The sequence below is a fragment of the Borrelia coriaceae genome (genome assembly GCF_023035295.1).
GTDB classification, from domain to species: domain Bacteria; phylum Spirochaetota; class Spirochaetia; order Borreliales; family Borreliaceae; genus Borrelia; species Borrelia coriaceae.
Genome location: NZ_CP075086.1, coordinates 1 through 24,381 on the forward strand (window position 1 = coordinate 1; position 24,381 = coordinate 24,381).

Below are 24,381 nucleotides of genomic sequence, written 5' to 3' on the forward strand. Positions count from 1 at the left end.
TAGTTTAGTTGTTATTAGTATAAAGCTGGCGCGATCTCTATCCCATTATCTCCCCCCCCTCAACATCCCCCAACTCCCATTACCACTATCCATAAAACTGAGATATACTTATCTACTATATTTATAACTTATATATTAAAGGAGCTCTTTTATGAATTTTAAAAATAAATATATAGTCTTATCTTTTACTCTAAGCTTAGCCTGCTGTAGATTCTTCCCTACAGACAATATTAACCTCAAACCTCAAAAAATACTTGATAAAGCTAACTCTATAATCCTAGATCTAAATAATAATAAAAAAGATCAACTATTCGCAATAATAAACTCAGCATTGCCACAAATCAATAGCATTACTCCTAATATTGACACTGCTACTGCTAAAAACATATTAGACTCAAACACTATACTCCAGCCAATACTTCCAGACAATAAACAAGATAATTTACTCAAACCTATTGAAATCAAAAATAGTGATACAACTAGCCACAACAACGAACAAAAACAAGAAATATCAGAACAATCAACAGAAAATACTATACAAAATACTAATAGCAGTATAACAATACAAACAATAGCTAACACTAACTCAACAACAACTCCAACCAACATAACAGAAAAAACATCAACAACAAAAACCGACACTAAAGAAGACACACCATCACTAGACACCCCTACAACATATGACAACGAAAAGCATATCCTTCAGCAAAACAGCAACGCAATTCAACACCCAACAAACATCCTTAGAGGTAATAACAGCGGAACTTATCTTAAAGGACTAAACAGTGAATCAAATAATATCCAATACACCTATACCTATAACTCACATTACTACTCAAAACCAACATCAATCTCAGGTTCATACTTTGACAGTTCTATAAAAACAATTGAACAAAATGAATTCGAATTTGAAGAAAATGACGATAAATATTCTAAGCTAGAAACTAGACTAAATAACAAATACAACTTTAAATTAAAAAATACCATAAATAATGTTGAACAAGCTATCAAACTAGCTGAACAAATAAAAGACGATTTGGAAATAATTGCATTCAACAGAATCAAACTAAGCAACCAAGGAAAAATGGCTACAGAATCTGAAAAACAACAAGCAAAAGAAAAACTATCCAAGTTTACAAAAAATAAATTAGAATCAGATCTTAAAAACCTTCTAAACACAATTGAAAAAACCTTTAATAATGCTAATGATCTTACCAATATCCCCGACTATCCTAGCACTTTCCAAACAGAACAACAAGCAAAGTCAAAATTAAATGAGCTTACAAGCGAAATAAATTCTTTAATTATAAAAATGCAAAAAAATAATCTCAACAATCACCAAGTATATCCAACACTATATTATAATTATATAGATTATTACAAATACCAAGCACTATTCGCAAAACTTCAATTAGTAAAAAACTTACTTACTCGCACTGGTATTGTTGCCAGATAAATAATTTTATACTTACTTCAAATAAAATTTAGAAAGATAGGCTTTTTTATAGCCTATCTTTCATTTACATTTTCAAAAAATTTATTCCTACAAATTTGATAATTTCACTTTTATGATATATACTTATTATTAAATAATAATGAGTATTAATTGATAATAAGTACTCGGAATTTTAAAAAGGGAAATATTTTTATGAAAAAACACTTACTTTCATTATTTGCTTTAGGAGTAATAGCTTGCAATATTACTCCTAAAGCAGAACAAGAACAAATTTCAGGATATATACAAGATCAGAATTCACAAAAAACAATAAATTCTTCTACATATCCTAAGGAAAACAAAGAACAAACTTTAAATCATATGCAAGATCTACATCCTAAAGAAGAAAAAAAAGAAGATACAATTCAAGTACAACCTTCAAAGTTAACACAAGAGAATATAGAAAACTTACAAAAGTTTCTTATCGATTCTGAAGATTATTATGATACCCTAAAAAACATTTATAATCGCAATACTCAATATATCAATGAAATTATGACTTATACTCAATGCAATAGCAAGGAGCACATGGTATTTTGCACTAGCGAAACAAATGCTCAAATACGCAAAAATGCTATTGAAAAACTTAACAAGCCTGATCTTATTAAAGATCTACAAAGACTAGCAGCATCTATAAAAGATACTAAGCCTCAAGCATTAATTAACTCAATTGAAAGCTTAAAACAAGCTATAGAACAAGCTAACCTTGTAAAAGATAAAAATACTACTCAAGCATTTAAAACCATTAAAGATGCTGGTGAGACTTTCATTAATACTATAAATATTGCAGTCACAGCTTATATAGATGCTTTTGTTAACATCACTTCTAACTTTAACTCTAATAATTTCATCGAGACTGCTAATTCTTTCGCTACTGCTGCTAAGACTTTCCATCAAGAAGTTAATATCGTAGCTCTTAGCCCTATTATTGGTACATTAAGAGTTATGGCTTTTCAATTAGATGACTATATAGAACACACAAAACAATGTGCTATCAATTTGAATAAAGATAACTACACTGGAGGAACAACTTTTGCTAACGCTATTGATACACTCATTGATGCTTATAAATATGAAACTAATTAATATATCCAAATAATAGACTACATAAAATAATTGTAAGGATCTTTATAGAAGAAAGATCCTTACAATTAAATAAGTATATAAATTTTAACCATAAAGATTCGTCTGAGAACTTAGCCTCAATTTAAAAAAAAATCTATCATTACAGACAGTTCAAAAATACCTTTCAAATTTAATTATATCATTTATTCTTATATTGTTAGAAGGACACAACCAAATTTTGAAAGGACTCACTTAAATAAAATAATTTATAGAGGGTCTCCCTTTTTAAGAAAGACCCCCCATTTCAAAAAACCAACCCAAACACTACTATTTTTATCATCAAAGATTACTTAACTCAGTTCTTATTCCTTCAATAAATTCTTTGATTCTTTGAAGCTCGGACTTTCCCTCCTGCACTTTCATAGCAGAAGTTAACACTTGATCTAATGAACTTTCTGCATACCGTCTTGCATCCCTAGATAACCTTGTTAACTCATATTCTCTTATTAAATATCTGTTTGAAGCTCTCTGTAATCTTCTAGTAATAGATTCTTTCAAAGTTTCTTTAGCTTTTTCAAAAAGTAACCTCGAAGAAGTCATTCCAACAATTGCAATATCAATTGTACTCATAAGACCCTCAAGATTAAAAATTTCATCTCGTAATCGACCTTGTAATTGACTTAAACTTTGTCTCTTGTACCTGTTATTCTTAAAATCTGCACCTAATAATCTTATTTCATCCTGAATTTTTTTAGTTATATCATAAAGCTCTGCATTCACTTGCTCATATTCACTTTTAAGATTATGTGCATCATCAATTAATTTTAAAAATGATATAGAACGCTCTTCAAGAAGATTTTCTACTTTTTCAATCTCTACTTGTGCCTTCTTCTCCTCATCAGTCCTTGCGACCAAATCCTCTTTTTTTATCTCTATTTTTTCTTGTTGAGAATACATCCTCATCACTGCATTATTATCACTAACAGATTCTACGAAAACTTCATCAACAGGAGCTAAAGGAGACGCACCAACAGAAACTACTGGAGCTGCTTGCACAACTTGTTGTACTCCTTCTTCAATCTTTTTAACAATACCTATTTGTTTTTCTTTAACCTCTTGATTTTTTTCTATAGATTTTAAATCTTCTATATCTTTGTTTTCTTCTAAAAACTTTTCTTTTGCCTTACCTAGTAATTCATTTAAAGCATTTATATCACATGATAGCAAACACAATAGTGTCAACATATATATTACAAAAATGTTCTTTTTCATATTTCCCTCCGGGGATATCAATTTATTTAATTATCAAATCTCTACATTGAAATATAATAATTATTGATAAACATATACCCATTATTTTAAAATTCAAATAAATATACTAAAATAATACAAAAATCTCACTATTAGATATTTACAAGATCTTAAATTACTATTTAATTAGATAAAATTTATATAATATAATATAAAATATAAAAGATAAATTTAATCTAACTATTAGAATCAATCACATACAAATTAAACTTTTAAAATAAAAAATTAACATTAACCTTAGTTTCCAAAGAATTTGAATCATATACTAAGCAAAACTAATCTTATAAAACAGCCAAAAAAAGAGTTAGCAACAACATAATTCCCTATATCTAGTTCTAGTACAAACCTTAATGTCCTTAGCATATGCTCATTGTTAGCAATTTCGGATGTCAATTTGGCTTTAACTTTTTTTATAATGTCAGCAATTTTAATAAAATATTTTCTTACATCTTCTTTTTTTAGTCTCAGCTTTAATACTAAGCACATCACTAACCATATCAGCAAAGGAAGTAAAAACATCTAAGAAGTCATTACCTAAATTAGCAAGTGAGAATAAGAAGTAATTTCTCTTCTCAAGTTCTTCTATTCCATTATTACAAGAAAGGAATAGAGAGATAAATAATGTTGCACAAATACTTCTTACTTTAATTTTCATAAGTTACGTACACCACTTTTCCCTTTCCTTTAAATGAAGAGGCTAAATACAAATAAAAAGGAAAACATCTCCCACAAAAGAAGTGTTTTCCTTAAATAACCTTATTATTTAGTTAGTAGTAATAACAGCTTCAGTTTTTTCAGTTCCAATAGTCTCTGAATATTGTATTTCCTTAACAGCTTCTCTTATCTTATCTAAATTTTTTACTACTGTTTGCCTAATTATCAAATCAAGTATTCCTAGTACCTTATTTACAGCATTTGCAGCAGCTGCTTTAATTGCACCATCTTCATTAGCGGCAGCTTGAGAAAATTTACCACCTTTAGTCATAGCCTTAAGAGCAACAGCCGCTGCTAAGTCAGCATTGGTTTTTGCACTACCAGCAGTATTATTACCATTACCACTAGCAGCTAATTTTCCAGCTTCAGAATTAGCACCAAGAGCCTCATTAGTAGCAGCTGCTGCAGTGGTATTTTTAATCTTATCAATCATTGCCCATGGATCTGCTTTTGATACTTCCTCAGCTAACTTAGGACCAGCTCCTGTATCTTGAGCATTGTGAGTTAACACTTTAACTCCATTAGCTACACTATTACTACCGGCATTCCCACTATTAATCTTTACATTAGACTTTTCTGCTGCTTCAATAATTTCCTTTACACCATCAATTACTGCGTTAACATCTTTCTGATCAGCACCAGCGGCACTAGTAGCAGTAGCCACACCATCAGCAAGATCAGTGGTGCCAGCAGCACCAGCAAGTTTAGTTAGAGAAGCAATTAATTTATCAAAAACATCATTCGCTTCTTTAATTGCACCTTCAACACCTTTAGTATTGGCATGTGGAGTAGAAACTATTTTTTTTGATAATTCCCCTAATTTATCCTTAGTCTTCTTTAATCCTTCTCTTAAAGTATCAAAATGTTTTTTCACTTCACTTCTATTACTATTAGGTTTAACAGCATTAAATCCTAATGCATCACCCATAGCATTACCAAATGAACCGAATATTTCCTGAAACCCATGACCTATTTTGACAAGAGAATCAAAGAAAGTATTTTTCTTCTCAAGTTCTTCTATTACTCCATTATTACAAGAAAGGAATAAAGAGATAAATAATGTTGCACAAATACTTTTTACTCTAATATTTTTAATATTTATTTTCATATATTACGTGCCCTATGAATAATAATCCTGCTAATATTAAGCAAGATGCAGTTATAGCCGGAGCGATAGCATTGAGAGCTATGGCAAAGAGCGGTAAATTTACTGGTCCTAGTAGTTCTACTGGTGACTATGTTATTGTAGTTAAAGGCGCAGCAGTAAGTGCAGTAAATACATTAACTATTGCAATAAGAAAAACAATAGATGAAAGACTTAAAATTGTTAAAGATACTATGAAACTTAGTACTAATGATGCTCCTGTAATTAATGAAACTGTTACTAATAAGTAAAAATTTAAAATAAAGATAAGTAAACAAAATCATAAAGTTATTGAAGGAAAACAACTTTCATACAGAGAATTGTTTTCCTTTTTTTTATTTAGCCTCTTTAGTTAAGGGATAAGTTTAAAAGGAGGCACTTAAAAGCGTCACCTTCATTCCCTTTAGCAATAGCTTGTAATATGTCAGCGCCAATTACTGCTCCCACTGCTTTAGCAGCATCAGCTGCTGCCTTTTTACCATCTGCACCAGCATTATCAGTAGCAAACAACTTCCCAGATTCATCAGAAGTAGAATTACCACCAGTTCTCCCACTAAGATCTGTAGCTTTTTTATCATCCCCAGCAGAAGCATTGCCTATATCTTTAAGTACCACGTCCACAATTGACTTAATACCATTAACTAACTTATCAATGTCAGTCCCGACAACACCGGCATTAGTATCAGCCACATTGGCAATTGGCTCATTACCTCCAGCACCCTTCAAAGCCTCACTTGCCCCATCAATTATCTTACTAAGTTTTCTCAATTAATTTTTTTACTTCAGTCTCTACAATAGTAGCATTAGGATTTTTTTCGATCTTCATATTTTCAACAAGTTTCTCAAGCTTATCCTTAGTGCCTTGTACAGTCTCTTTTACTGTCTTAAAATAAGCACAGCAACATCAGACTTCTTAGTAAGAAGTATTAAACCCTAATACACCCCCAAGTGAATCCCCAAAAGAAGTAAAAACAGATAAGAAGTCACTACCTAAATTAGCAAGTGAGGATAAGAAATTATTTCTCTTCTCAAGTTCTTCTATCCCATTATTACAAGAAAAGAATAAAGATATAAATAATGTTGCACAAATACTTTTTATCTTAATATTTTTAACATTTATTTTCATAATTACGTGCCTCCTTTTAATCCATTCCTTAAACAAAAAGACGGCCATACACAAAAAAAGGAAAACACCCCCCATAAAAGAAATGTTTTCCCTAAATGATTTTATTATTTATCTTCCTAATTTGCCTATTTACTTGCTTCTGAAACAGCAGGTTTTGGAGCTCTTGCGTCATCTATTTTTTGTTTTGCTGTTCCAAGAACATGCTTTACTGTCTTTTTAATTATGTCTTCTACTGCTCCCAATAACTTATTTACTGCACTTATTCCTACTAATTGTGCTACTTTGTCATCATCATTATTATGTCCAGCTAGTTTACCACCCTTAACTAATGAACGTAGTGCTATTCCTCCTGCTACTGCTGCTGCTTTAGTTTTATCTGTATGCGCTAGTTGAGATGCTTGACCTCCTTTGGCAAATTCCAATGGAGTTGTACTATCACTGGCATTACCTGCTAACTCTTTAATATCTTTTTCCTCTGACTTAACTATTGATTCTAGCATTTCTGCTCCATTTACAGTTGACAGTATTGCTGCTGCTTTATCTGCCACTACCGCCCCTGGTGCATCCTTTGTAGCTAATATCTTAGCTCCATCCTTATTATCTGTTCCATTACCAACTTTTAGTAACATTTCTCCTGCTTTTGGATTTGAAACGCCCTCTTTACCAGCTACGTCCACTATTCCTTTCAATGCATTATATGCTTTTTTTAATTCAGGACCATCTGATGCTACTCCTTGTTTTTGGGAGACTGACACACCTACATTTTCACTATCACCCCCTATATCCTTTAAAGACTCTAAATGAGTTTTTAATTTACCTAAAACTTCCTGAGCTTCTTTAACAGCTTCCTTAATTAAATTTTTTGATGAATCGCTTTTATCAATCCCTGTTGCTTTATTTGCTACTTCATCTAATTTTCCTGATGCTTTCTCAAGCCCCTTAGCTAATTTTTCAAAATGTTTTCCCACTTCACTTTTTGGTGTATCTTTAGTTACAATAAATCCCATAGACCCTGCCACTAAATCTAAAAAGCTATAAAATGCTTCTCCGACCTTATCTAATAAATTAACAAGGTTATTATTATCAGCAGCCATATCTTGAGGTTTTGCATCTGGTTGTTGTGAACAACCTATAATAAGGGATAAAAATAAAGAGATCAATAATGTTGCACAAATACTTTTTATATTTATATTTTTAATATTTATTTTCATATATTACGTGCCTCCTTCTTTCCCTTTCCTTGAACTAAAGAGGCTAAATGCAATAAAGGGAAAAACAATTCATATTAAAAGAATCATTTCCCTAAAATGACTTTATTATTTTGTTTAATTACTTTTTAATTATTTATTTAGCAGTGGCAGGAGCCTCAATACTTAAAGAAGTATTACTAGCATTAATTTTCATTGACTCTTTAATAGTTTTAAGTCCTGAATCTATTGTTTTTCTTATTGCTATAGTTAATGTATTTAATGCTTTAGTAACTGCACTTATTGCTGCTCTTTTAACTGTATCGGAAACATCCTTTTTTGGAGTAGTTTGAGGCCCAGCAAATTTACCACCCTTTGCCATTGCTCTTAATGCTATAGCTCCTGCTACTGTTGCATCTGTAGCTCCATTTGCAGCAGGAATATCAGCAACACCTTTAGTATTTTTAGCTAACTCAGCAGCTGCACTAGTCTCACCTTTAGCAATAGCTTGTAATATGTCAGCCCCAGTTACTGCTCCAACAGCTTTGATTGCATCTTTTGCCACCTTACCTGGATTACTGTTATCAGTGTAATCCTTAGCAAACAATTGACCTGCATTAGTATTAGAATTAGTTCTTTTAGTACCAGCACTACCAGAATCAGCAACAGGATCTAAATTATCCCCAGCAGTAGCATTTCCTTCTTTTCCAAGTACTACATCTACAATACCTTTAATTCCCTTCACTAAACCATCAACATCACCAGGAACACCTGCCTTATCATCACCACCAGGAGCAACATTAGCAATTGGATCATTACCCTCAGCACCTTTTGCTGCATAATTTGCTCCTTCCTCAATTTTTTCTATAGTTTTAATAAATTCGTCAACATCGGTCTTTACCGTTGCATAGTTCTCATTATTAGCAATTTCAGATTTCAATTTCTTCTTAACCAATGTCATAGTGTCAGCAATCTTATTAAAATAAGCACCAATCTCAGATTTTTTGGTCTCAGCTTTAATACCAAGAATATTAGTAATCATATCAGAAAAAGAAGTAAAAATATCTAAGAATCCTTGTCTTAAATTAGATATAGAGAGTATAGAATCCTTTTCCTTTTTAAGTTCTTCTACTGCTCCATTATTACAAGAAAGGAATAGAAAGATAAATAATGTTGCACAAATACTTTTTATTCTAATATTTTTAATATTTATTTTCATATATTACGTGCCTCCTTTTAACCCATCCTTTAACCAAAAGAGGCCAGATACAATCTAAGGGAAAAATCTCCTATACAAGAAATGTTTCCCTTTAATGACTTTATTATTTAGTTTCTTAATTTATCTTCTTACTTACTCGGATGTGAAACAGGTTCTTTTATTTCTCTTGCCTTATCCACTTCTGTTTTTACTTTTTCAAGAACATTCTTTACTGTCTTTTTAATTATATCCTCTACTACCAATAATAACTTATTTACTGCTGTTATTCCTACTTTTTGTACTGCTTTGTAATCATCACCTGAATTATTTGACGCTAGTTTGCCATCTTTAACTAATGAACGTAATGCTACCCCTCCTGCTACTGCTGCCGCTTTAACATCCGTTTTATTCAGATTAGTTGCAGTATCATATACTAGTGCAAACTTTATTTAATGCACTTGTTGTTGCATCTGCAGCACCTCCTATTGTTCCAGTCACATCTCCCTCTGAAGAACCGATAATAGCTGCTAATATTTCTTTCTCACTAACTGTTGACACTATTGTTGTTGATTTATCTCCCGCTGCTGCTTGTGCATGATTACCTATAGTCAAAACCCTAACTCCATCCTTATTATCTGCAATACCTACTGTTACTGCTGTGCTCACTGATCTTGGCTTTTCAATACCTACTTCTCCAGCTGTCTCCACTATCCCTTTCAATGCTTTATATACTATCTTTAATTCATCTGAATTTGCTGATGCTCCATGCTTATTACTATTTGGTACATCACCTATCTTGCTATTATCCCCATTACCAATTTTTTCTAAAGAACCTATGTATTCCTTTAGTTTTTCCAATATATTTTTCGCTACTTCAATAGCTTTATTTAATTCTGATTCCTTATTTTCTTTACCTGATTCTTCTGTTTTATTCCCAATTTTTACTAGTTCTTGCATGGCTTTTTATATTCCACTTGCTAACGCTTTGAAATATTTTCCTACTTTATCCCTAGTTGTATTTGAATCAACAGTAAATCCCAAAGTACCTGAAACTAACTCTATAAATGAATAAAAAGCATTCTCAGTACTTCTACCTACATCCATTAGTACTGCATTTAATCTTTTTTCAGCTGCTGCCTTTTCCCCTGAATTATTACAAGAAAGGAAAAGAGAGATAAATAATGTTGCACAAATACTTTTTACTCTAATATTTTTAATATTTATTTTCATATATTACGTGCCTTATTCTTTCCCTATCTCTCATAATCAAAGAGGCTAGATAAAATTAAAGGAAACCCACTCTCATACAGAGAAATAGTTTTCCTTTAATGAATTTATTTTCTATTTTAATGTTTATCTATTTAGTAGTAGATTGCGTAGTACCAGCTTCTGTAACATCACCAATAATCTCTGAGTATTGTATTTTCTTAATAGCTTCTCTTACTTTATCTAGATTGCTACTTACTGTTTTCCTAATTATTAAGTCAAGTATTCCTAATACCTTATTTACTGCACTTGCTGCAGCTGCTTTAACTGCCCCAGCTTCATTAGCAGCATTAGTAAAACTTACCCTTTTTAGTTATAGCCTTTAATGCAACAGCTGCTACTAGGTCAGCATTACTTTTAGAACCATTATGAGTATCACCACCACTACCAGGCAATTTAGTAGTCAACATCCCGATATCGTTGTTAGCAGCACTAGCATTAGTATTAGCAACAGATGAAGACGGTATTTTAGCAGTTTTAATCTTATTAATCATTGCCCATGGATCTGCTTTTTAGCCACTTCATCCGCTAGTAAAGGTCCAGAGTTGGCAGATGAAGGCGCTACAGCATCACCTTTACCAATAAGTGCTGCACCAGCACCACCAATACCTCCAGCCACTTCAGAACCAGGTTCTCCAGCACTTATTGTCATACCAGAATTTTTTGCAGTCTCAATTATACCTTGAACCCCTTCAATAAAAGAATTAACACTAGTTGGGTCAGCAGCAACAGCAATACCACCAGTACTAGTATTAGCATGGGTACCATCAACAATAGCAGTATCACCAACAGATTCAGCAAGTTTAATTACAGAGTCAATTAGCCTTGCAATAACGTCACTAGTATCCTTAATAACAGCTTCAACACCTCTAGTATCAGCATTAGGGGCAGAAGTTATGTCTTTTGACAACTCCTCTAATTTAATCTTAGTATTCTTTAATCCCTCTCTTATTTTTTCAAAGTGTTTTCCTACTTCACTTCTATTATCGGTAGGCTTAACAGCATTAAATCCTAACGCGTCTCCTATTGCATTGCCAAAAGAAGTGAATATTTCTTGAAAGCTATGACCTATATTGAGAAGAGAATCAGCAAAAGACTTTTTCTTATCAAGTTCTTCTATCCCATTATTACAAGAAAGGAATAAAGAGATAAATAATGTTGCACAAATACTTTTTACTTTAATACTTTTAATATTTATTTTCATGTATTACCTGCATCATTTTTCCCTTGCTTTAAATAAAAAAGCTAAATATAAAAAAAGGAAAACTACTCTCTTGCATAAAGAGAGAAATGTTTTCCTTAAATAATTTTATTATTTTCTTTACATAACTTTATTAAAAACTAATTAGTTTTTACCTTCAGTAGCTTCACCAGTAGTCTCTGAATATTGTATTTTATTAACAGCATCTTTAATTTTACTAAGTTCAAGATTCAATACTTTTATGAATATGTCGTTAAGTACTCCTAGTACCTTATTTACTGAACTTACTGCTGCACCTTTAACTGCACCCTCTTCAGTACTAGCAGTAGCGCTAAATTCACCACCTTGTGTCATGGCCTTAAGAGCTACCCCAGCTGCCAAGTCTGCATTCGTTTTAGAACCAGCATTATCATTATTATTACCAATGGCTAATTGTCCAGCATTATTATTATTGTTACCACCAAAGCCATTAGTAGTAGCATCTTTTATCTTATTAATCATTGCTGCCCATGGATCGGCTTTAGCCACCTCATCTGCCAGAGAAGGACCAGCATTAGCATCAGCTTTAGCACCATTTTTACCAACAAGTGCAGCAGGGGCCTTAGCACCATCTCCAGTCACTCCAGTACCAGCATTTCCCTCATTAACCTTCAAACCAGAATTTTTTGCAATTTCAATAATTTCTTTAACTCCTTCAATAACAACTTGAACATCAGCAGGAGTTGCACCCTTATTAGCAGTAGATGAATTAACCTTACCAATCTCAGTAGCACCACCTTTTTTAGTTACTTCAGCCAATTTGCCTACAGAAGCAATTAATTTGGTAATCACTTCACTAGAAGTACTAATCATAGCCTCAACACCCTTAATATCCGCATGAGGAATAGAAACTATTTGTTTTGCTAACTCATCTAATTTCTCTTTAGTACTCTGTAATCCTTTTCCTACTTTTTCAAAGTGTTCTCCTACTTTACTCCTATTATCAGTAGATTTAACAGCATTAAAGCCTAAAGCATCACCAAATGAACCAAAAATATCTTGAAAGCCATGACCTATTTTGACAAGAGAATCAAAGAAAGAATTTTTCTTCTCAAGTTCTTCTATTACTCCACTATTACAAGAAAGGAATATAGAGATAAATAATGTTGCACAAATACTTTTTATTCTAATATTTTTAATATTTATTTTCATATATTACGTGCCTCCTTTTTCCTCATTACTTAACTAAAGAGGCTACATACAAAAAGAGAAACAGATTCTATCAAAAAAACTGATCCCCAAAACAACTTTATTATTTAGGTTACTACTTATTTTTTATTAATTCTTGGTTGCAAGGAGCTTATTATCAGAAATTACATGAATATCAATTAACATTGATTTTCATGGCTTCTTTAACAAATTTAAGGTCTGAATCAATTGTCATTCTTATTATAAGATAATATAAAGCAACAATGAATTTGAAACAATACCTACAAAAGAAAAATAAAAAGCGAAGAACAACTCAAACAAAAATAATGTTGATTGTGAGCATAACTTTCTTCGCTTTTATTAAAAATAATAATATCTTATTTATTTAAACACCATTATCAGGGGTAACTAAATCAACTTTAATTAAATCTTTGATTGATTTTAAATCAAAATCGATTGTTTTCATTATAGCAAGATTCAAGGTATTTAAAGCCATTTTAATAGCACTTGCTACAGCATTCTTAATCTCATCCTTAGCATCATTACCATTAGAAGCAGTAGCAAATTTACCATCCTTAGCCATTCCTCTTACTACAAGAGCCCCTGCAATTAATGCATCTTTAGCGGCAGCTGCTGCTACTGCATTAGTACCATCTTCATTTTCAGCTAAAGTTTTAACCTTAGTCTCAGAGTGTATTGCTTTTAAGATATCAGCACCAGATACAGCGCCCACAGCTTTAGATGCATCCGCTGCTGCTTTCTTTGCATCACTAGCAATATCTTTCTTAATGAATAAATGAGCCGCACCAGTATCTTGAGCCCTTGCAGTACTACCATCTTCAGCCTTAGTTGTAGTACCAGCTTGATGATTACCTTCAGCTTTGAGCACTATTTCTACTATTTCTTTGAGCCCCTCAATAATATTACCAACCCCAGTTGGTTTACCACTAATATCATTACCTTTAACAACTTTACCAACTTCATCATTAGCACCTTCACCAATTGCACTATATACCTTTTTAGCACCTGCAATTATCTTAATAAGTTTTTCATTCAAAGTTGTTATAGTAGCCTCTGTTCCAACAACATTAGGATGATTTTCATTTTTCATGGTAGTAACAACGTTATTAAGCCTATCTTTAGTACTTTCCAGAGTATCTTGCACTGTCTTAAAATAAGCAGCAACCGCAGATTTTTTAGTTTCAGCATTAAAACCTAAAACACCACCAATCATATCCCCAAAAGAAGTAAAGATAGATAAAAAGTCGTTACCTAAACTAGCCATAGAGGATAAGAACTGATTTCTTTTTTCAAGTTCTTCTATTACTCCATTATTACAAGAAAGGAATAGAGAAATAAATAATATTGCACAAATACTTTTTACTTTAATATTTTTAATATTTATTTTCATATATTACGTGCCTCCTTTTTCCTCATTACTTAACTAAAGAGGCTACATACAAAAAGAGAAACAACTTTCAAGCAGAGAACTGTTTCCCTTCAATGACTTTATTATTTAATTATGATATTAATTTTTATGTACTTCCTTACCTAGTATCTTCAGATTCACTTGTTCCTGTTGACATATCTTCTTGCCTCACTTATTATTTTTAATCCACTATCAACAGTATTTCTTATTGCAATTATAAGGGTACTTATTGTCTTATTGACTGCACTTGCTACTGCTCCAGTTACTGCATTAGCATCTTTATCATCATTGTTAGCAGCAAATTTACCATCTTTTGCCATCGCTATCAGTGCAATTTCAGCTGCAATAACTGCGTCTTTCTGTTTAGCCTCTTTAGTAGCACTATTCTTTTTAGCAACAGCAAGCTCAGCAGCATTTTTAGCTTTATCAATATCAACTTTACCATCTTCAGCAGTACCAGAATTAGCAATAGCTCTCAATATGTAAGCACCTGTTACGGCTCCAATTGCTGCACTAGCCTTAGCTGCACTTGTCTCTGTCCCATCAGTATTTGTTTGACTAAACAACTTACCAATGTCTTTTTTATTATTACCACCATCACTGCCAATAGTAACATCAGCCTCTGGATTCCCCTCACCTTTCTTTAGAACTATCTCAACAATAGCCTTAACTCCTTTAACTAATGTGTTTATTGAAGCCGCTCTGGGAACTGTAGCACCAAAATTTTTAGTAGCACTCCCAATTAACTCCCCACCAGTACCAGTAAAACCACCAGCTACTTCCTTGGCTCCCAATTCGATCTTACTTATAGTATCAATAAATTTATTAAGCTTTTCTTTTACTTTTTGATGCTTGCCATACTTCTCAATAATATCATTCAGTTTAACTTTAACAGCTGTCATAGTTTGTTCAACCTTAGTAAAATATTTTCCTATATCTTCCTTTTTAGTCTGAGCTTTAATACCCAAAGTATCAGTAACCATATCTCCAAATGATGCAAAAACATCTAAGAAGTCTTGTCTTAAATTAGATATAGAGAGTATAGACTGCTTTTGTTTTTGAAGTTCTTCTACTCCATTATTACAAGAAAGGAATAAAGAGATAAATAATGTTGCACAAACACTTCTTATTCTAATATTTTTAATATTTATTTTCATATACTACATGCATCACCCCCCCCCCAAACAAGATAATAAAATTATACAAAATATTGATTTATAAAACTTAAGATATAATAAAATAAAAACTTAGGTCTTGGTTAAAAATTCTTAAAAAGAACTTTTAACCAAGACCTAAAGCCTTTGTGAATCGAACACAATAACATTAGGAGTTCTAAACGCATAGCACTACTAACGATAGTTAAAATACAACAAATTTTACATAAAATCAACCTTTATTCACGATAATTTTTTTATCTTATAAAGAATTTACTTATTAGAGACATTATTATAGATATAATTATTGGTATTCCTATCGCTGTAATAACAGTTAGCATTCTATTTCCTACACTAAGTTTTTCTAATAACATTTTATTCGACATATCAAATTTTTCTAATAATATTGCATTATCTTTTTTCATTTCCTCTCTTAATACTGTATTGTTGCTTTTCATTTCTTCTCGCAACACTGTATTGTTATTTTCCATTTCTTTAAGTAAATTTTTTTCTATATTCAATATATCTTTCTGTAAATTTTTCTCTACATTGTTTATCTTGGTATCTAAATTTTCTAACCTATTGTTAAATTCCATCCTAACAAATTCAATATCTTTTTTTAAATTATTCTCTACATTAAGAACTTGTTGTTCTAATGAATTAATCTTTTCTCTTAAAACTTCAAAATTATAATTGTCATTATGAAGTAAAATAAAATCTACTGCTGCTTCAGTAAAGCCCTTATTTAAGAATTCCATTCTTAGATCTTCTGTTCTATATGTTTTATATGCCAAATTATTCATAAATACTCCTTATGCTTAGTTTTTTAAACTTTCAAAGTCTTTTTTAAACTTCTCGAGTAAATCTTTTTTGTCTTTAAAAATCCTATCTAAAAAATAGCTAATAAATTTCGTATTTTTCTTATAAAAATCATAACTCTCCTGGCTTTCAAGTTGAAATCTTAATGGCTTTATTGAATTTTCTTTTACAACATCTTTATCTAGGCCTGATTTCCTAATTCTTTTATATGATTCTCTAAATCCAAATTGTTTAATTTCTTCCATTTTTAAATCACCTGATAACACCTTTTTGTAAAGCCGTAAATACAAGAATGCTTGACTTCTTGCTATAACAAATTTTTCAAGAAAATCTTCAAATCTTTTGTACCCATCAAGTCGGTAAAGTTTTTTCATTCTTATCGTATATAAAATCTTCATTAATTCAATCTTATTGCTTATATCGTTTACAGTAATTCTTCTTATTTGGTTTTTATAACTTTCATATTCTATTTCATCGTCCTTGTCATTATCCCTTTCAAAATGATGAATACTAGTCTTTCTACTGTTTAGGACAATTTCTTTTTTCTGCTTTCTAGACATTGTGGTCTCCTTTATTTTCCAAATATATTGAAAGTACGCTAGCGTACTTTCAATATATTTTCCAAGGCATCTTGAGCCTCTTTGTAATACGTTTCTTGAACATCAGGTTCTTTTAACTCGTTAATTAAAACTTTAATACTGTTAAGACTATGAACTTTTCCTTGAATAAACATTCCATAATTTTTTAATACTAACTCTTCTATATCCTTAAAAGTATTCCTATTCTTAATAAACTGATTTTCAACTATTGCAACAGCTATTTTTTTATTTTTGAAAATATTCACCTCTTCTATTGCATCCATTAGCATAGGAAATGCTTCTACAGACCATCTCTCTAGTTGAACTGGTATTATAACCTTATCTGTAATATTTAGAGCATTGTATAGCAAAGGACTGAGACTAGGAGGTGTATCAATCATTATATAATCAAAATTATTATTATATAAAATCTTATTTATGCAATGTTCCAATAGTTGTTCTTTATATCTTTCATCTTCTTGTTCAAATTTACACAAAATTGGATGAGCAGGTATAATATACATTTTATTACTTATCTTATTTAAATATTTGTTTAAATTAGCATTCCTATAGTCTTTAAGCATATAATATATATTAAGCCCTTCAACACTTTTTATATACCTGATGAAATAGCTAGTTAAACTGTTTTGAGGATCTAAATCAATCAATAAGACTTTTTTATTAAAATTTTTCAAAATGTGACTAAAAATAATTGCTAACACACTTTTACCAACGCCACCTTTAATTGATGCAATCGTTATTATTTCTGGTTTTTTTCTATCCATTTAGTTATAATTCCTCCATCTGGTAGTTTTTTATTGTAAAATTCATATACTTCTTTTTCTAACTTGATTATTAGTCCTAGCAAGAATTGACTATACTGTGTTTGCGTTTTTCCTTTTCTAATCAAGCGAGATATCCCTTTGATGTAGCAATAAACACTACCTTTTTTAAATCTAAATTCTATATAATAAACCTTTGAAAAGGTGGACGACTTCATAATCCCATTTTCCTCATACTTTGTTATGATTCTTTGTATGGGTTTTCTATAGCCATAATAAATACCTAGGAATTTATCATTTCCTTTTATAGAAAATAAATTAAATTCATTGATTTTTGCTCTATTAAATAATCCTCTAAATGAAACGAAAAATTTATGTGTTTGGTTCTTATTAATCCCAAACACATATAAATCATTCATTATTTTTGTATGATATATTTTTCTAGCATTGTCCTCTTCTATTTTGGCAAAGATACGTTCTTTTTTTATTTCTTTAATCTCAGACTTTTTGGTTTTGAGGCGCATTAATATATTTTCCATAGTCAGTTTTTAAATGCTAATTCTTTTCAATTTTTCTGTTCCTAAATAGATCGTTTTACCATTTTCCATTGTTTTCAACAATTCATAATAGTAATAGTTGTTAAATATCGTGTTGTGTGTTAATTTGCTTTGTTTATTCAAATAATCTCTTAGAATCGGTATCGGTATTAAAATGTCAATGTTTACTTTATGTCTTAATTGTTCGAGAAGTATATTGAAGATATTATTTCTGATGTTTTCTTCTTCTTTTAAACTTGTTTGAACATTTTTAATTTTTTTTATTATCTTTTCCAAGTCGTTATACTTATCATTTTCGATGATGAAATGTGATTTGTGCTTGTATTGTTCGTATACCTTTTTTATTTGTTTTTCTAGTTGCTTACTGCCGTAGCCTTTATCTTTTAAGCTAGTCTTTGTTTCATCTAGTATTTTATTTAATACTTTCCTTTTTCTTTCAAGTTTTTTTCTTATTGATATGGTACCATTGATTTCTTCATATATATCATTTTTAATAAAACCTTCTATTCTTTTAATTACCTTGCATACTTTAATTATATTATTTTTTTCCAGCTTCAGATATAAGATAAGGTAGAGTATATTTGGTTTGAAGTGGCATTTTGGAGTGTATCTTCTATATTGTAAATCCATGTAATTTAATGTTGATCTTAATAGGATTAATTTGTGTTTATATGTATTGATATATTTTTTTATAAGTTGCATTTTTAATCTCCCATGATTTATTGTGTCTTATTGTTAAACATCATAACTGAATAGACAATAAAAAGTAAACTGTTATTTTGATAAAAATGATAAAAACTATTGTAATAAAATGTAAAAAGTAAAAGAATATGAAGCAGAGGTAATGATATAATCTTTAGTGTATAAACATTTGTTATACATGTTACTTATCGTTTGTTTTTCGATTCCTTGTACTGTCCCACTAGGGGTTCTCTATGTGAAAATACAGATGTGTAACTGGCCTGTGAATTTCGATGAATTTAAGCATGAATTTATAAAATTATTGCCCATGTCATTGTGGGCAAGTATATTGATTGTTTAAAAAAAATCTTTTCTTGCTTTTTCATATATGAAAGCTTTTTGTAGATGTGTTGATGTTTATTATTATGTTCGGTTTTTTTCCTTATATTGAAATAATAAAATATACACAGATCTTCATGTATGGTAGCAAATATTGCATCTAAATCATCTATTTCATATACGAGATAAGCAGCTTGATCTTGGTTTTTATATTTGATAAATTTATAAGATTTTTCAAATAGAGATTTATGTTCTTCGGATACGCTATCTGCATCTTCTGACATTGGACTGTAAAAACTTATAGTGAAATCGTTTTGAAAGTGACGTGAAAGTTCCTTACCAGGAAAAAATTTGCTTTGCCTTATTTCGTCTATAAAGTATTTGCCAAGATTTTTTAAGTTATTAAAATTGGTTTTCCATTTTTGACACGTACTAATTTTCTTTTTGAATCAGTGTATCTATCATATTTTGCTCTTCCTTCTTTTACATTATCAAATAGATTCATTACAACAGTTAATAATAAGAGTATTTTTATATTATTTAATCTTTAAAAAAAGACTTTATTTATATAAAAATGACAAGATTTTATATACATTAATCATGTACACTATTTAAAATTAATCTAACAGAAATAATATCTTAGTAATAAATACTACAGCAGTGTTTAGTACAACAGCATGAAATTAAATATATTCATGATAATTTACTATAATTAAAGTTTATAAATGTAAATTAGTATATATTTTGTATTTGCTTATATAAGCTTAGTGAATATATTTTACTTTCGAAATTTGTTTCAGTACATAAAAAAATCACCTCGACTTTAAGTCTAGTCAAGAGTGAATTATTTATATATAATAAATATATAAATTTCCAAAGCTTCACAAATGATGTGAAAATCTAAACTTTGGAATAAAACATAAACCGTATGAATAGTGTAACAAAAGAAACAAAAAAATTCAATTCAAATGATACCAAAGACCAAATAAAGTCAATACTAAAATCACTTGTAGAATTAAATAAAGATAAAACATCTTCTGATACTAAATTTATTCGAGTATCACAAGTTAGATATCAAATAAACAGAATGTTAAGACGCAAACTGCGCTTGTATAAAATATACTGGATAATAGCAATTAAAAATGCAAAATACAGGAAGTCGTGTGGAGTAGAAGAATACTCAGCACGTGATATATACAATATAGTAATCAAGCTGCTGAAAAATGATGGACAAAAGACAGTATGTAGACGAACAATTGAAAGAGATATAAAACTCTTAAATGAAATGGGTCTTTTAGAATCTAAAATTATAAGATTTGGTGAGAATAAGGGAAGCATGTCTTTTTATAAACAAAATATGCAGTTAGCACATTTACATAAAGACATAATCTTTAAATACCTTTTACACTTACTAAAAGAGAGTTTAAATGATAAAAAAATTGTTGGTAATTTTGATGACTCATTAGAAGAAAGCAATTTTAATTACACAAACCTTAAAAAATTTGGAATCCTGTCTGAAATAGATGAAATGAATAAGAAAAGTGTAATGTCGCATCGTGTCGACCCTCATGCTTTTAATAATAAAGCTAATATAAGCAATAATAAGAATTCTAAAGAATTGCTTTTTAAGAATACTGATTCGAGTAAACCAAAAAAAGAAGAGTGTAGATTTAAAAGGAATGATGTAGAGACAAGGTTAACTTGTGAACATAAAATTAGTAAAAATTATCTAAAGCAAATAAAAGAACACAGTAACAACGATGCAACATACATCAATGCCCTAATCAATCTAGAGACCGCAATAAATGAGTACCAAGGTGAATATTACATCGAAGATATTTTAGAACATTTCTTAAAGCAGTTTGGTAATAGGTACAAGTATAAGATTTGGATGATGATGAGGCGTAGTGATGGTGTTATTAGCGATTACGATCTTATTTGGGAAGGAAGGTTTAGGGATTGGTATCCCAATAAGTACAAGAGTAATTGTGCGGTTAAAGAGACTTATGGAGAAAATTTACGAATAGGAATTAAAAAAGCATCTGTTTTTAAGGAGAAAAGGGCTAATGAGCAGTTAAATGTAGAAGAATTAAAAGAAAAAGAGATAGAAAAAGAAAAAGAAAGAGAAGAGGAAAGAAAACGCGAAGCTGATAGGCTTCAAAAATATTTAACTGGGTTATTTGAAAGAGAAGCAAAAGAAAGAGAAGAGCGACTTAGGAAGGCAAGAGAAGAAGAATTGAATTTAAAAAAGAAAGCTAGAGAAAGCCTGCTTGCTACTTTGGAAAAGAGTAAGGAAAGGTGTGTTGGGTTGGATATATCAAATAATGGTATGGATAAGATGATAGATGCTAGTTCAAATGATGATTCTATGGTTAAATTTGCAATTAGGGATGATTTTGGTGGCTTTAAAACTACTAAGGGGCTAAGTATGGTGAATTTGGGAATAATGATTGAAGATATGGGCCAAAATGATAATTTAAAAGAAAAGGAGAGTAAATGAGATTTAATTTAAAATATTTAGCAAGAAGATTATATATAAAAAGGGATAGATTTTGGAATACTTACATGAGCCGTGAAGTACAATCTAAAAGGACAGATAAGACAATAATTAACTTTCCAATACTTAGTTCTCAAGATATTGACTATGAGTATGTATATGCATATCTTAAGGATTGGGTATCAAAGAAATATAGCTCTAGTCATGGAATTATAATTAATAGAGTTGTTGATAATTATGAATGTGAAACAATCCAAGGTGTTTTGATGAATAATATTTTGGATATGCTTTTTGAGGATTATAAGGAATTATTTCTTGGTAGTTTGGAAAGGGAGTCTGTTGATAGTAAGGGTAAGGTTGGTGGCATTGAACCTGTTGATGTGTTAGAGGGTAAAAGGGAAGTACCTTTTGAAAGGTTACAAGGGAAGCAAAGTAAAGGATTTAAGAAGGGTAAGATAACAATTGCGTAGAGTTGATGCTATTATGATTTAAGTGAATTACTTACTTAAAAAAGAGTAAATAATTCCAATTAAAGTTAAAAAAATACCTGTACATAGGGTAATAATGGTTCCAAACATCCAATTATGTAATTTTAATGTACTTTCAAGTTTAATTTTGTTTTCGTCAATTTTATTATCAAGGTCTTTAATATCAGATTTTAATTCCATTTTAATCAGTTCAAGATCTTTAAAAGTAAGCTCGTTGTGATAATATCTGTAAGACAGATCGTCAGCAATGTCCCTGTTAATACCTGCTTTAATAAGTTCATTTAAGACCATTTGTCTTGTAATTCCTATTGTTTGAGGAAGTCCCATGATAATCTCCTTAATATATATTATACAGTATTTTAAGGGATGATAGAATGAGTTTTGAAGTGTATGATATAGGAAAGGTTTGTCTGAAGTTTAATGTAAAAAAATATTAGAGAATAGCTGATGTTGAATTCTATTGGTATATTTATAGTTAATACCAAGTTTTTTGAGGTGTAGATTAATATAAGATTTCAGAGTACGTAAGTTTTTATTTGATCTGTGTTCACTAAAAAAGTTTTCGACTAGTGTAGCAATAGTAGCTAAAGTTTGATTAGAATTGTTTTTATAGTGATTTAGGTTATTTTTATTAAGTTTTAGTAAATAGAATGACTTAATATATTGTATCTTGTCGTATAAGTTTAGTATGCAAGGTTTACGCTCTAGTATGATATTATGAGTGTGATTGTAAGAGATATTGTTTAGCGTGGCTTTAGACTTAATAATTAAAGAATAGATTAATAGTATTTGTTTGGTAGTGATACGAAAGTTGAATATATGTTTTGCAATGTAATTAATTTTGTATGTATGAATAGAAGTTAATTTATGTTTATCTAAATTTCTAATACAATTAGCAATATCGTTGGAATTGAATAAAGAATATTGTTCAAATTGTAAGCCATTACTTAAAGCATAAAGTATAATATTTTTTTTAAAATTATAAGGAGTTTTAATATTTGGGTCTTTTAGATGAGTTAAGGGTATGCCTGAAGCCATGATGATACCAAGTAAATTGTGAATAGTACTAGAAGAATGTATAAGATGTTTGCTAAGTAAAATAAATTCGTCGGGATTAATTTTATAAATAGTAGTAATAGGAGTTTTTCTATTAAAAAATTTTTTTAGTGAAAACATTATGTAGTATTTATTGTGTGTATGTCTGTGTTATAGATATTGTCTAAGTAGTTGTGATTTATTGTTCTATGATTTCTTGCATGTATTACCAGTTTTCTTATGTTAAAATATATATGTGTAACTAGTTTGTGTAGTTCTGAGAATTTAAGCATGAATTTGTCAAAATTATTGTCTATATCATTGTGTTCAAGAATATTGATTGTTGATAAATATTCTTGTCTTATTTTGTTATATATGTTATTGAGCTTTTTGTAAGCGTGTTCGTATTGATTGTTGTCTTTAAGTGTTGTATCTTTCATTATATAATAAAATGTTCCGATTTCTTCATGTGTGTTAGTAAACATTGAATTTAAGTCGCCTATTTCATATATGAGATAAGCTGCTTGGTCAGGGTTTTGATTTTTGAGAGCTTTGATGAATTTGTAGGATTTTTCAAATAGAGGTTTGTGTTCTTTAGGTACTACATCAGCATCTTTTTCCATTGGACTGCAAAGGCTTGTAGTGAAGTGGTGTTGGAAGTAATATGCAAGTTCTTTATCAGGTGTAGATTTAATGTTTTCGATTGATTCTGTAAAATATTTTCCTATGTTTTTCAAGTTATTAAAATTGGTTTTCCAGTCTTTGACACGTATTAATTTTCTTTTGAAATAGCTGTACTTGTCGCGTTTGTAATATTCTTCTTCGGATATAGCGAAGATATTAACTAAAGGAATTAAGAATAATAGAATTTTTAACATTGTTTAACCTTTAATAAAATGATACTTTAATTAAGGAAGAAAGGCAAGTGTATGAATATAACTATTAATTTTTTGGTGTCAACTATTGAGCTTTTTTGGACAACTTTTAAGTATTGAGAGAGAGGCGAGATCAACTATTACATTTTTAGTATGAACTATTGAGTTATTGTATATAACTATTTAGTTTTGAGGCTCAACTATTATAGGGTGCCGTCGGCGAAATACTCTGTACTAATAACAAATTATATA

At 30.2% G+C, this 24,381-nt stretch carries 22 protein-coding genes and 5 pseudogenes; 5 read left to right on the forward strand and 22 right to left on the reverse strand.

Annotated features, from left to right (window positions below):
* Positions 1-151: 151 nt before the first annotated feature.
* Together bcCo53_RS06610 and bcCo53_RS06615 are read left to right on the forward strand one after the other, a co-directional pair.
* A complete protein-coding gene (locus bcCo53_RS06610) occupies positions 152-1,456 on the forward strand; it encodes a hypothetical protein (RefSeq protein WP_246938435.1) in 1,305 nt (434 codons plus the stop codon).
* A 192-nt stretch (positions 1,457-1,648) separates the two neighbouring features.
* Positions 1,649-2,581 (forward strand): hypothetical protein, encoded by a 933-nt coding sequence (locus bcCo53_RS06615; RefSeq protein WP_246938436.1) that lies wholly within the window; start codon positions 1,649-1,651, stop codon positions 2,579-2,581.
* 318 nt (positions 2,582-2,899) lie between these two features.
* Here the strand turns inward: bcCo53_RS06615 and bcCo53_RS06620 are convergent, their stop codons facing one another.
* From bcCo53_RS06620 to bcCo53_RS06630, 3 genes are all read right to left on the reverse strand, one after another.
* On the reverse strand, positions 2,900-3,832 hold the full coding sequence (locus bcCo53_RS06620) for a P12 family lipoprotein (protein WP_025408795.1): 933 nt from the start codon (positions 3,830-3,832) through the stop codon (positions 2,900-2,902).
* Between the two features lie 466 nt (positions 3,833-4,298).
* Entirely contained in the window at positions 4,299-4,526 is a 228-nt protein-coding gene (locus bcCo53_RS06625) for a variable large family protein (protein WP_025408794.1), read from the reverse strand.
* A 108-nt stretch (positions 4,527-4,634) separates the two neighbouring features.
* Entirely contained in the window at positions 4,635-5,693 is a 1,059-nt protein-coding gene (locus bcCo53_RS06630) for a variable large family protein (RefSeq protein ID WP_025408793.1), read from the reverse strand.
* Between the two features lie 29 nt (positions 5,694-5,722).
* On the opposite strand from bcCo53_RS06630, the pseudogene bcCo53_RS06635 reads away from it, so the two are divergent.
* Positions 5,723-5,980 (forward strand): annotated as a pseudogene (locus tag bcCo53_RS06635) (variable large family protein); the annotation flags it as partial.
* Positions 5,981-6,077: 97 nt separating this feature from the next.
* On the opposite strand, the pseudogene bcCo53_RS06640 reads toward bcCo53_RS06635, so the two are convergent.
* The 16 genes and pseudogenes from bcCo53_RS06640 to bcCo53_RS06705 all read right to left on the reverse strand — a co-directional run.
* Positions 6,078-6,564, reverse strand: a pseudogene (locus tag bcCo53_RS06640) (variable large family protein); the annotation flags it as partial.
* 78 nt (positions 6,565-6,642) lie between these two features.
* Positions 6,643-6,855, reverse strand: a complete 213-nt coding sequence (locus bcCo53_RS08915) for a hypothetical protein (RefSeq protein ID WP_051428631.1) — start codon at positions 6,853-6,855, stop codon at positions 6,643-6,645.
* Positions 6,856-6,980: 125 nt separating this feature from the next.
* Positions 6,981-8,066, reverse strand: coding sequence for a variable large family protein (locus bcCo53_RS06645; RefSeq protein ID WP_025408791.1), 1,086 nt, complete (start codon positions 8,064-8,066; stop codon positions 6,981-6,983).
* Positions 8,067-8,199: 133 nt separating this feature from the next.
* Positions 8,200-9,261 (reverse strand): variable large family protein, encoded by a 1,062-nt coding sequence (locus tag bcCo53_RS06650; RefSeq protein ID WP_025408790.1) that lies wholly within the window; start codon positions 9,259-9,261, stop codon positions 8,200-8,202.
* A gap of 128 nt (positions 9,262-9,389) precedes the next feature.
* Positions 9,390-9,689 (reverse strand): annotated as a pseudogene (locus bcCo53_RS08750) (variable large family protein); the annotation flags it as partial.
* A 55-nt stretch (positions 9,690-9,744) separates the two neighbouring features.
* Positions 9,745-10,470, reverse strand: a pseudogene (locus bcCo53_RS06655) (variable large family protein); the annotation flags it as partial.
* Between the two features lie 127 nt (positions 10,471-10,597).
* Positions 10,598-11,710, reverse strand: a pseudogene (locus bcCo53_RS06660) (variable large family protein).
* Between the two features lie 141 nt (positions 11,711-11,851).
* Positions 11,852-12,898 carry a variable large family protein gene (locus bcCo53_RS06665; RefSeq protein ID WP_038365099.1) on the reverse strand — a complete coding sequence of 349 codons (1,047 nt, stop codon included), beginning with the start codon at positions 12,896-12,898 and terminating at the stop codon, positions 11,852-11,854.
* Between the two features lie 382 nt (positions 12,899-13,280).
* Complete coding sequence (locus bcCo53_RS06670; RefSeq protein ID WP_025408789.1) at positions 13,281-14,306, reverse strand: variable large family protein; 1,026 nt, start codon at positions 14,304-14,306, stop codon at positions 13,281-13,283.
* A 155-nt stretch (positions 14,307-14,461) separates the two neighbouring features.
* On the reverse strand, positions 14,462-15,481 hold the full coding sequence (locus tag bcCo53_RS06675; protein ID WP_025408788.1) for a variable large family protein: 1,020 nt from the start codon (positions 15,479-15,481) through the stop codon (positions 14,462-14,464).
* 254 nt (positions 15,482-15,735) lie between these two features.
* Complete coding sequence (bdr, locus tag bcCo53_RS06680) at positions 15,736-16,281, reverse strand: Bdr family repetitive protein (RefSeq protein WP_025408787.1); 546 nt, start codon at positions 16,279-16,281, stop codon at positions 15,736-15,738.
* Positions 16,282-16,296: 15 nt separating this feature from the next.
* Positions 16,297-16,857, reverse strand: a complete 561-nt coding sequence (locus tag bcCo53_RS06685; RefSeq protein WP_025408786.1) for a chromosome replication/partitioning protein — start codon at positions 16,855-16,857, stop codon at positions 16,297-16,299.
* Between the two features lie 38 nt (positions 16,858-16,895).
* Positions 16,896-17,660 carry a ParA family protein gene (locus tag bcCo53_RS06690; protein ID WP_025408785.1) on the reverse strand — a complete coding sequence of 255 codons (765 nt, stop codon included), beginning with the start codon at positions 17,658-17,660 and terminating at the stop codon, positions 16,896-16,898.
* A complete protein-coding gene (locus tag bcCo53_RS06695) occupies positions 17,636-18,196 on the reverse strand; it encodes a DUF226 domain-containing protein (protein ID WP_025408784.1) in 561 nt (186 codons plus the stop codon). Before bcCo53_RS06695 ends, bcCo53_RS06690 begins: the two co-directional genes overlap by 25 nt.
* 9 nt (positions 18,197-18,205) lie before the next feature.
* Complete coding sequence (locus tag bcCo53_RS06700) at positions 18,206-18,916, reverse strand: plasmid maintenance protein (RefSeq protein WP_025408783.1); 711 nt, start codon at positions 18,914-18,916, stop codon at positions 18,206-18,208.
* Positions 18,917-19,206: 290 nt separating this feature from the next.
* Positions 19,207-19,518: a hypothetical protein gene (locus bcCo53_RS06705; RefSeq protein ID WP_025408782.1), complete on the reverse strand. Its 312-nt coding sequence runs from the start codon at positions 19,516-19,518 to the stop codon at positions 19,207-19,209.
* A gap of 644 nt (positions 19,519-20,162) precedes the next feature.
* Here bcCo53_RS06705 and bcCo53_RS06710 point away from each other — a divergent pair.
* Positions 20,163-21,734, forward strand: coding sequence for a plasmid maintenance protein (locus tag bcCo53_RS06710; RefSeq protein WP_246938437.1), 1,572 nt, complete (start codon positions 20,163-20,165; stop codon positions 21,732-21,734).
* Between the two features lie 65 nt (positions 21,735-21,799).
* On the forward strand, positions 21,800-22,201 hold the full coding sequence (locus bcCo53_RS06715) for a hypothetical protein (RefSeq protein WP_197538496.1): 402 nt from the start codon (positions 21,800-21,802) through the stop codon (positions 22,199-22,201).
* A 27-nt stretch (positions 22,202-22,228) separates the two neighbouring features.
* On the opposite strand, the gene bdr (bcCo53_RS06720) is transcribed toward bcCo53_RS06715, so the two are convergent.
* The 3 genes from bdr (bcCo53_RS06720) to bcCo53_RS06730 form a co-directional block, all read right to left on the reverse strand.
* Positions 22,229-22,546 (reverse strand): Bdr family repetitive protein, encoded by a 318-nt coding sequence (bdr, locus tag bcCo53_RS06720; protein ID WP_025408915.1) that lies wholly within the window; start codon positions 22,544-22,546, stop codon positions 22,229-22,231.
* A gap of 90 nt (positions 22,547-22,636) precedes the next feature.
* Positions 22,637-23,395, reverse strand: a complete 759-nt coding sequence (locus tag bcCo53_RS06725; RefSeq protein WP_246938438.1) for a hypothetical protein — start codon at positions 23,393-23,395, stop codon at positions 22,637-22,639.
* On the reverse strand, positions 23,395-24,132 hold the full coding sequence (locus tag bcCo53_RS06730) for a hypothetical protein (protein WP_025409122.1): 738 nt from the start codon (positions 24,130-24,132) through the stop codon (positions 23,395-23,397). The genes bcCo53_RS06725 and bcCo53_RS06730 overlap by 1 nt, the downstream gene beginning before the upstream one ends.
* Between the last annotated feature and the right edge of the window lie 249 nt (positions 24,133-24,381).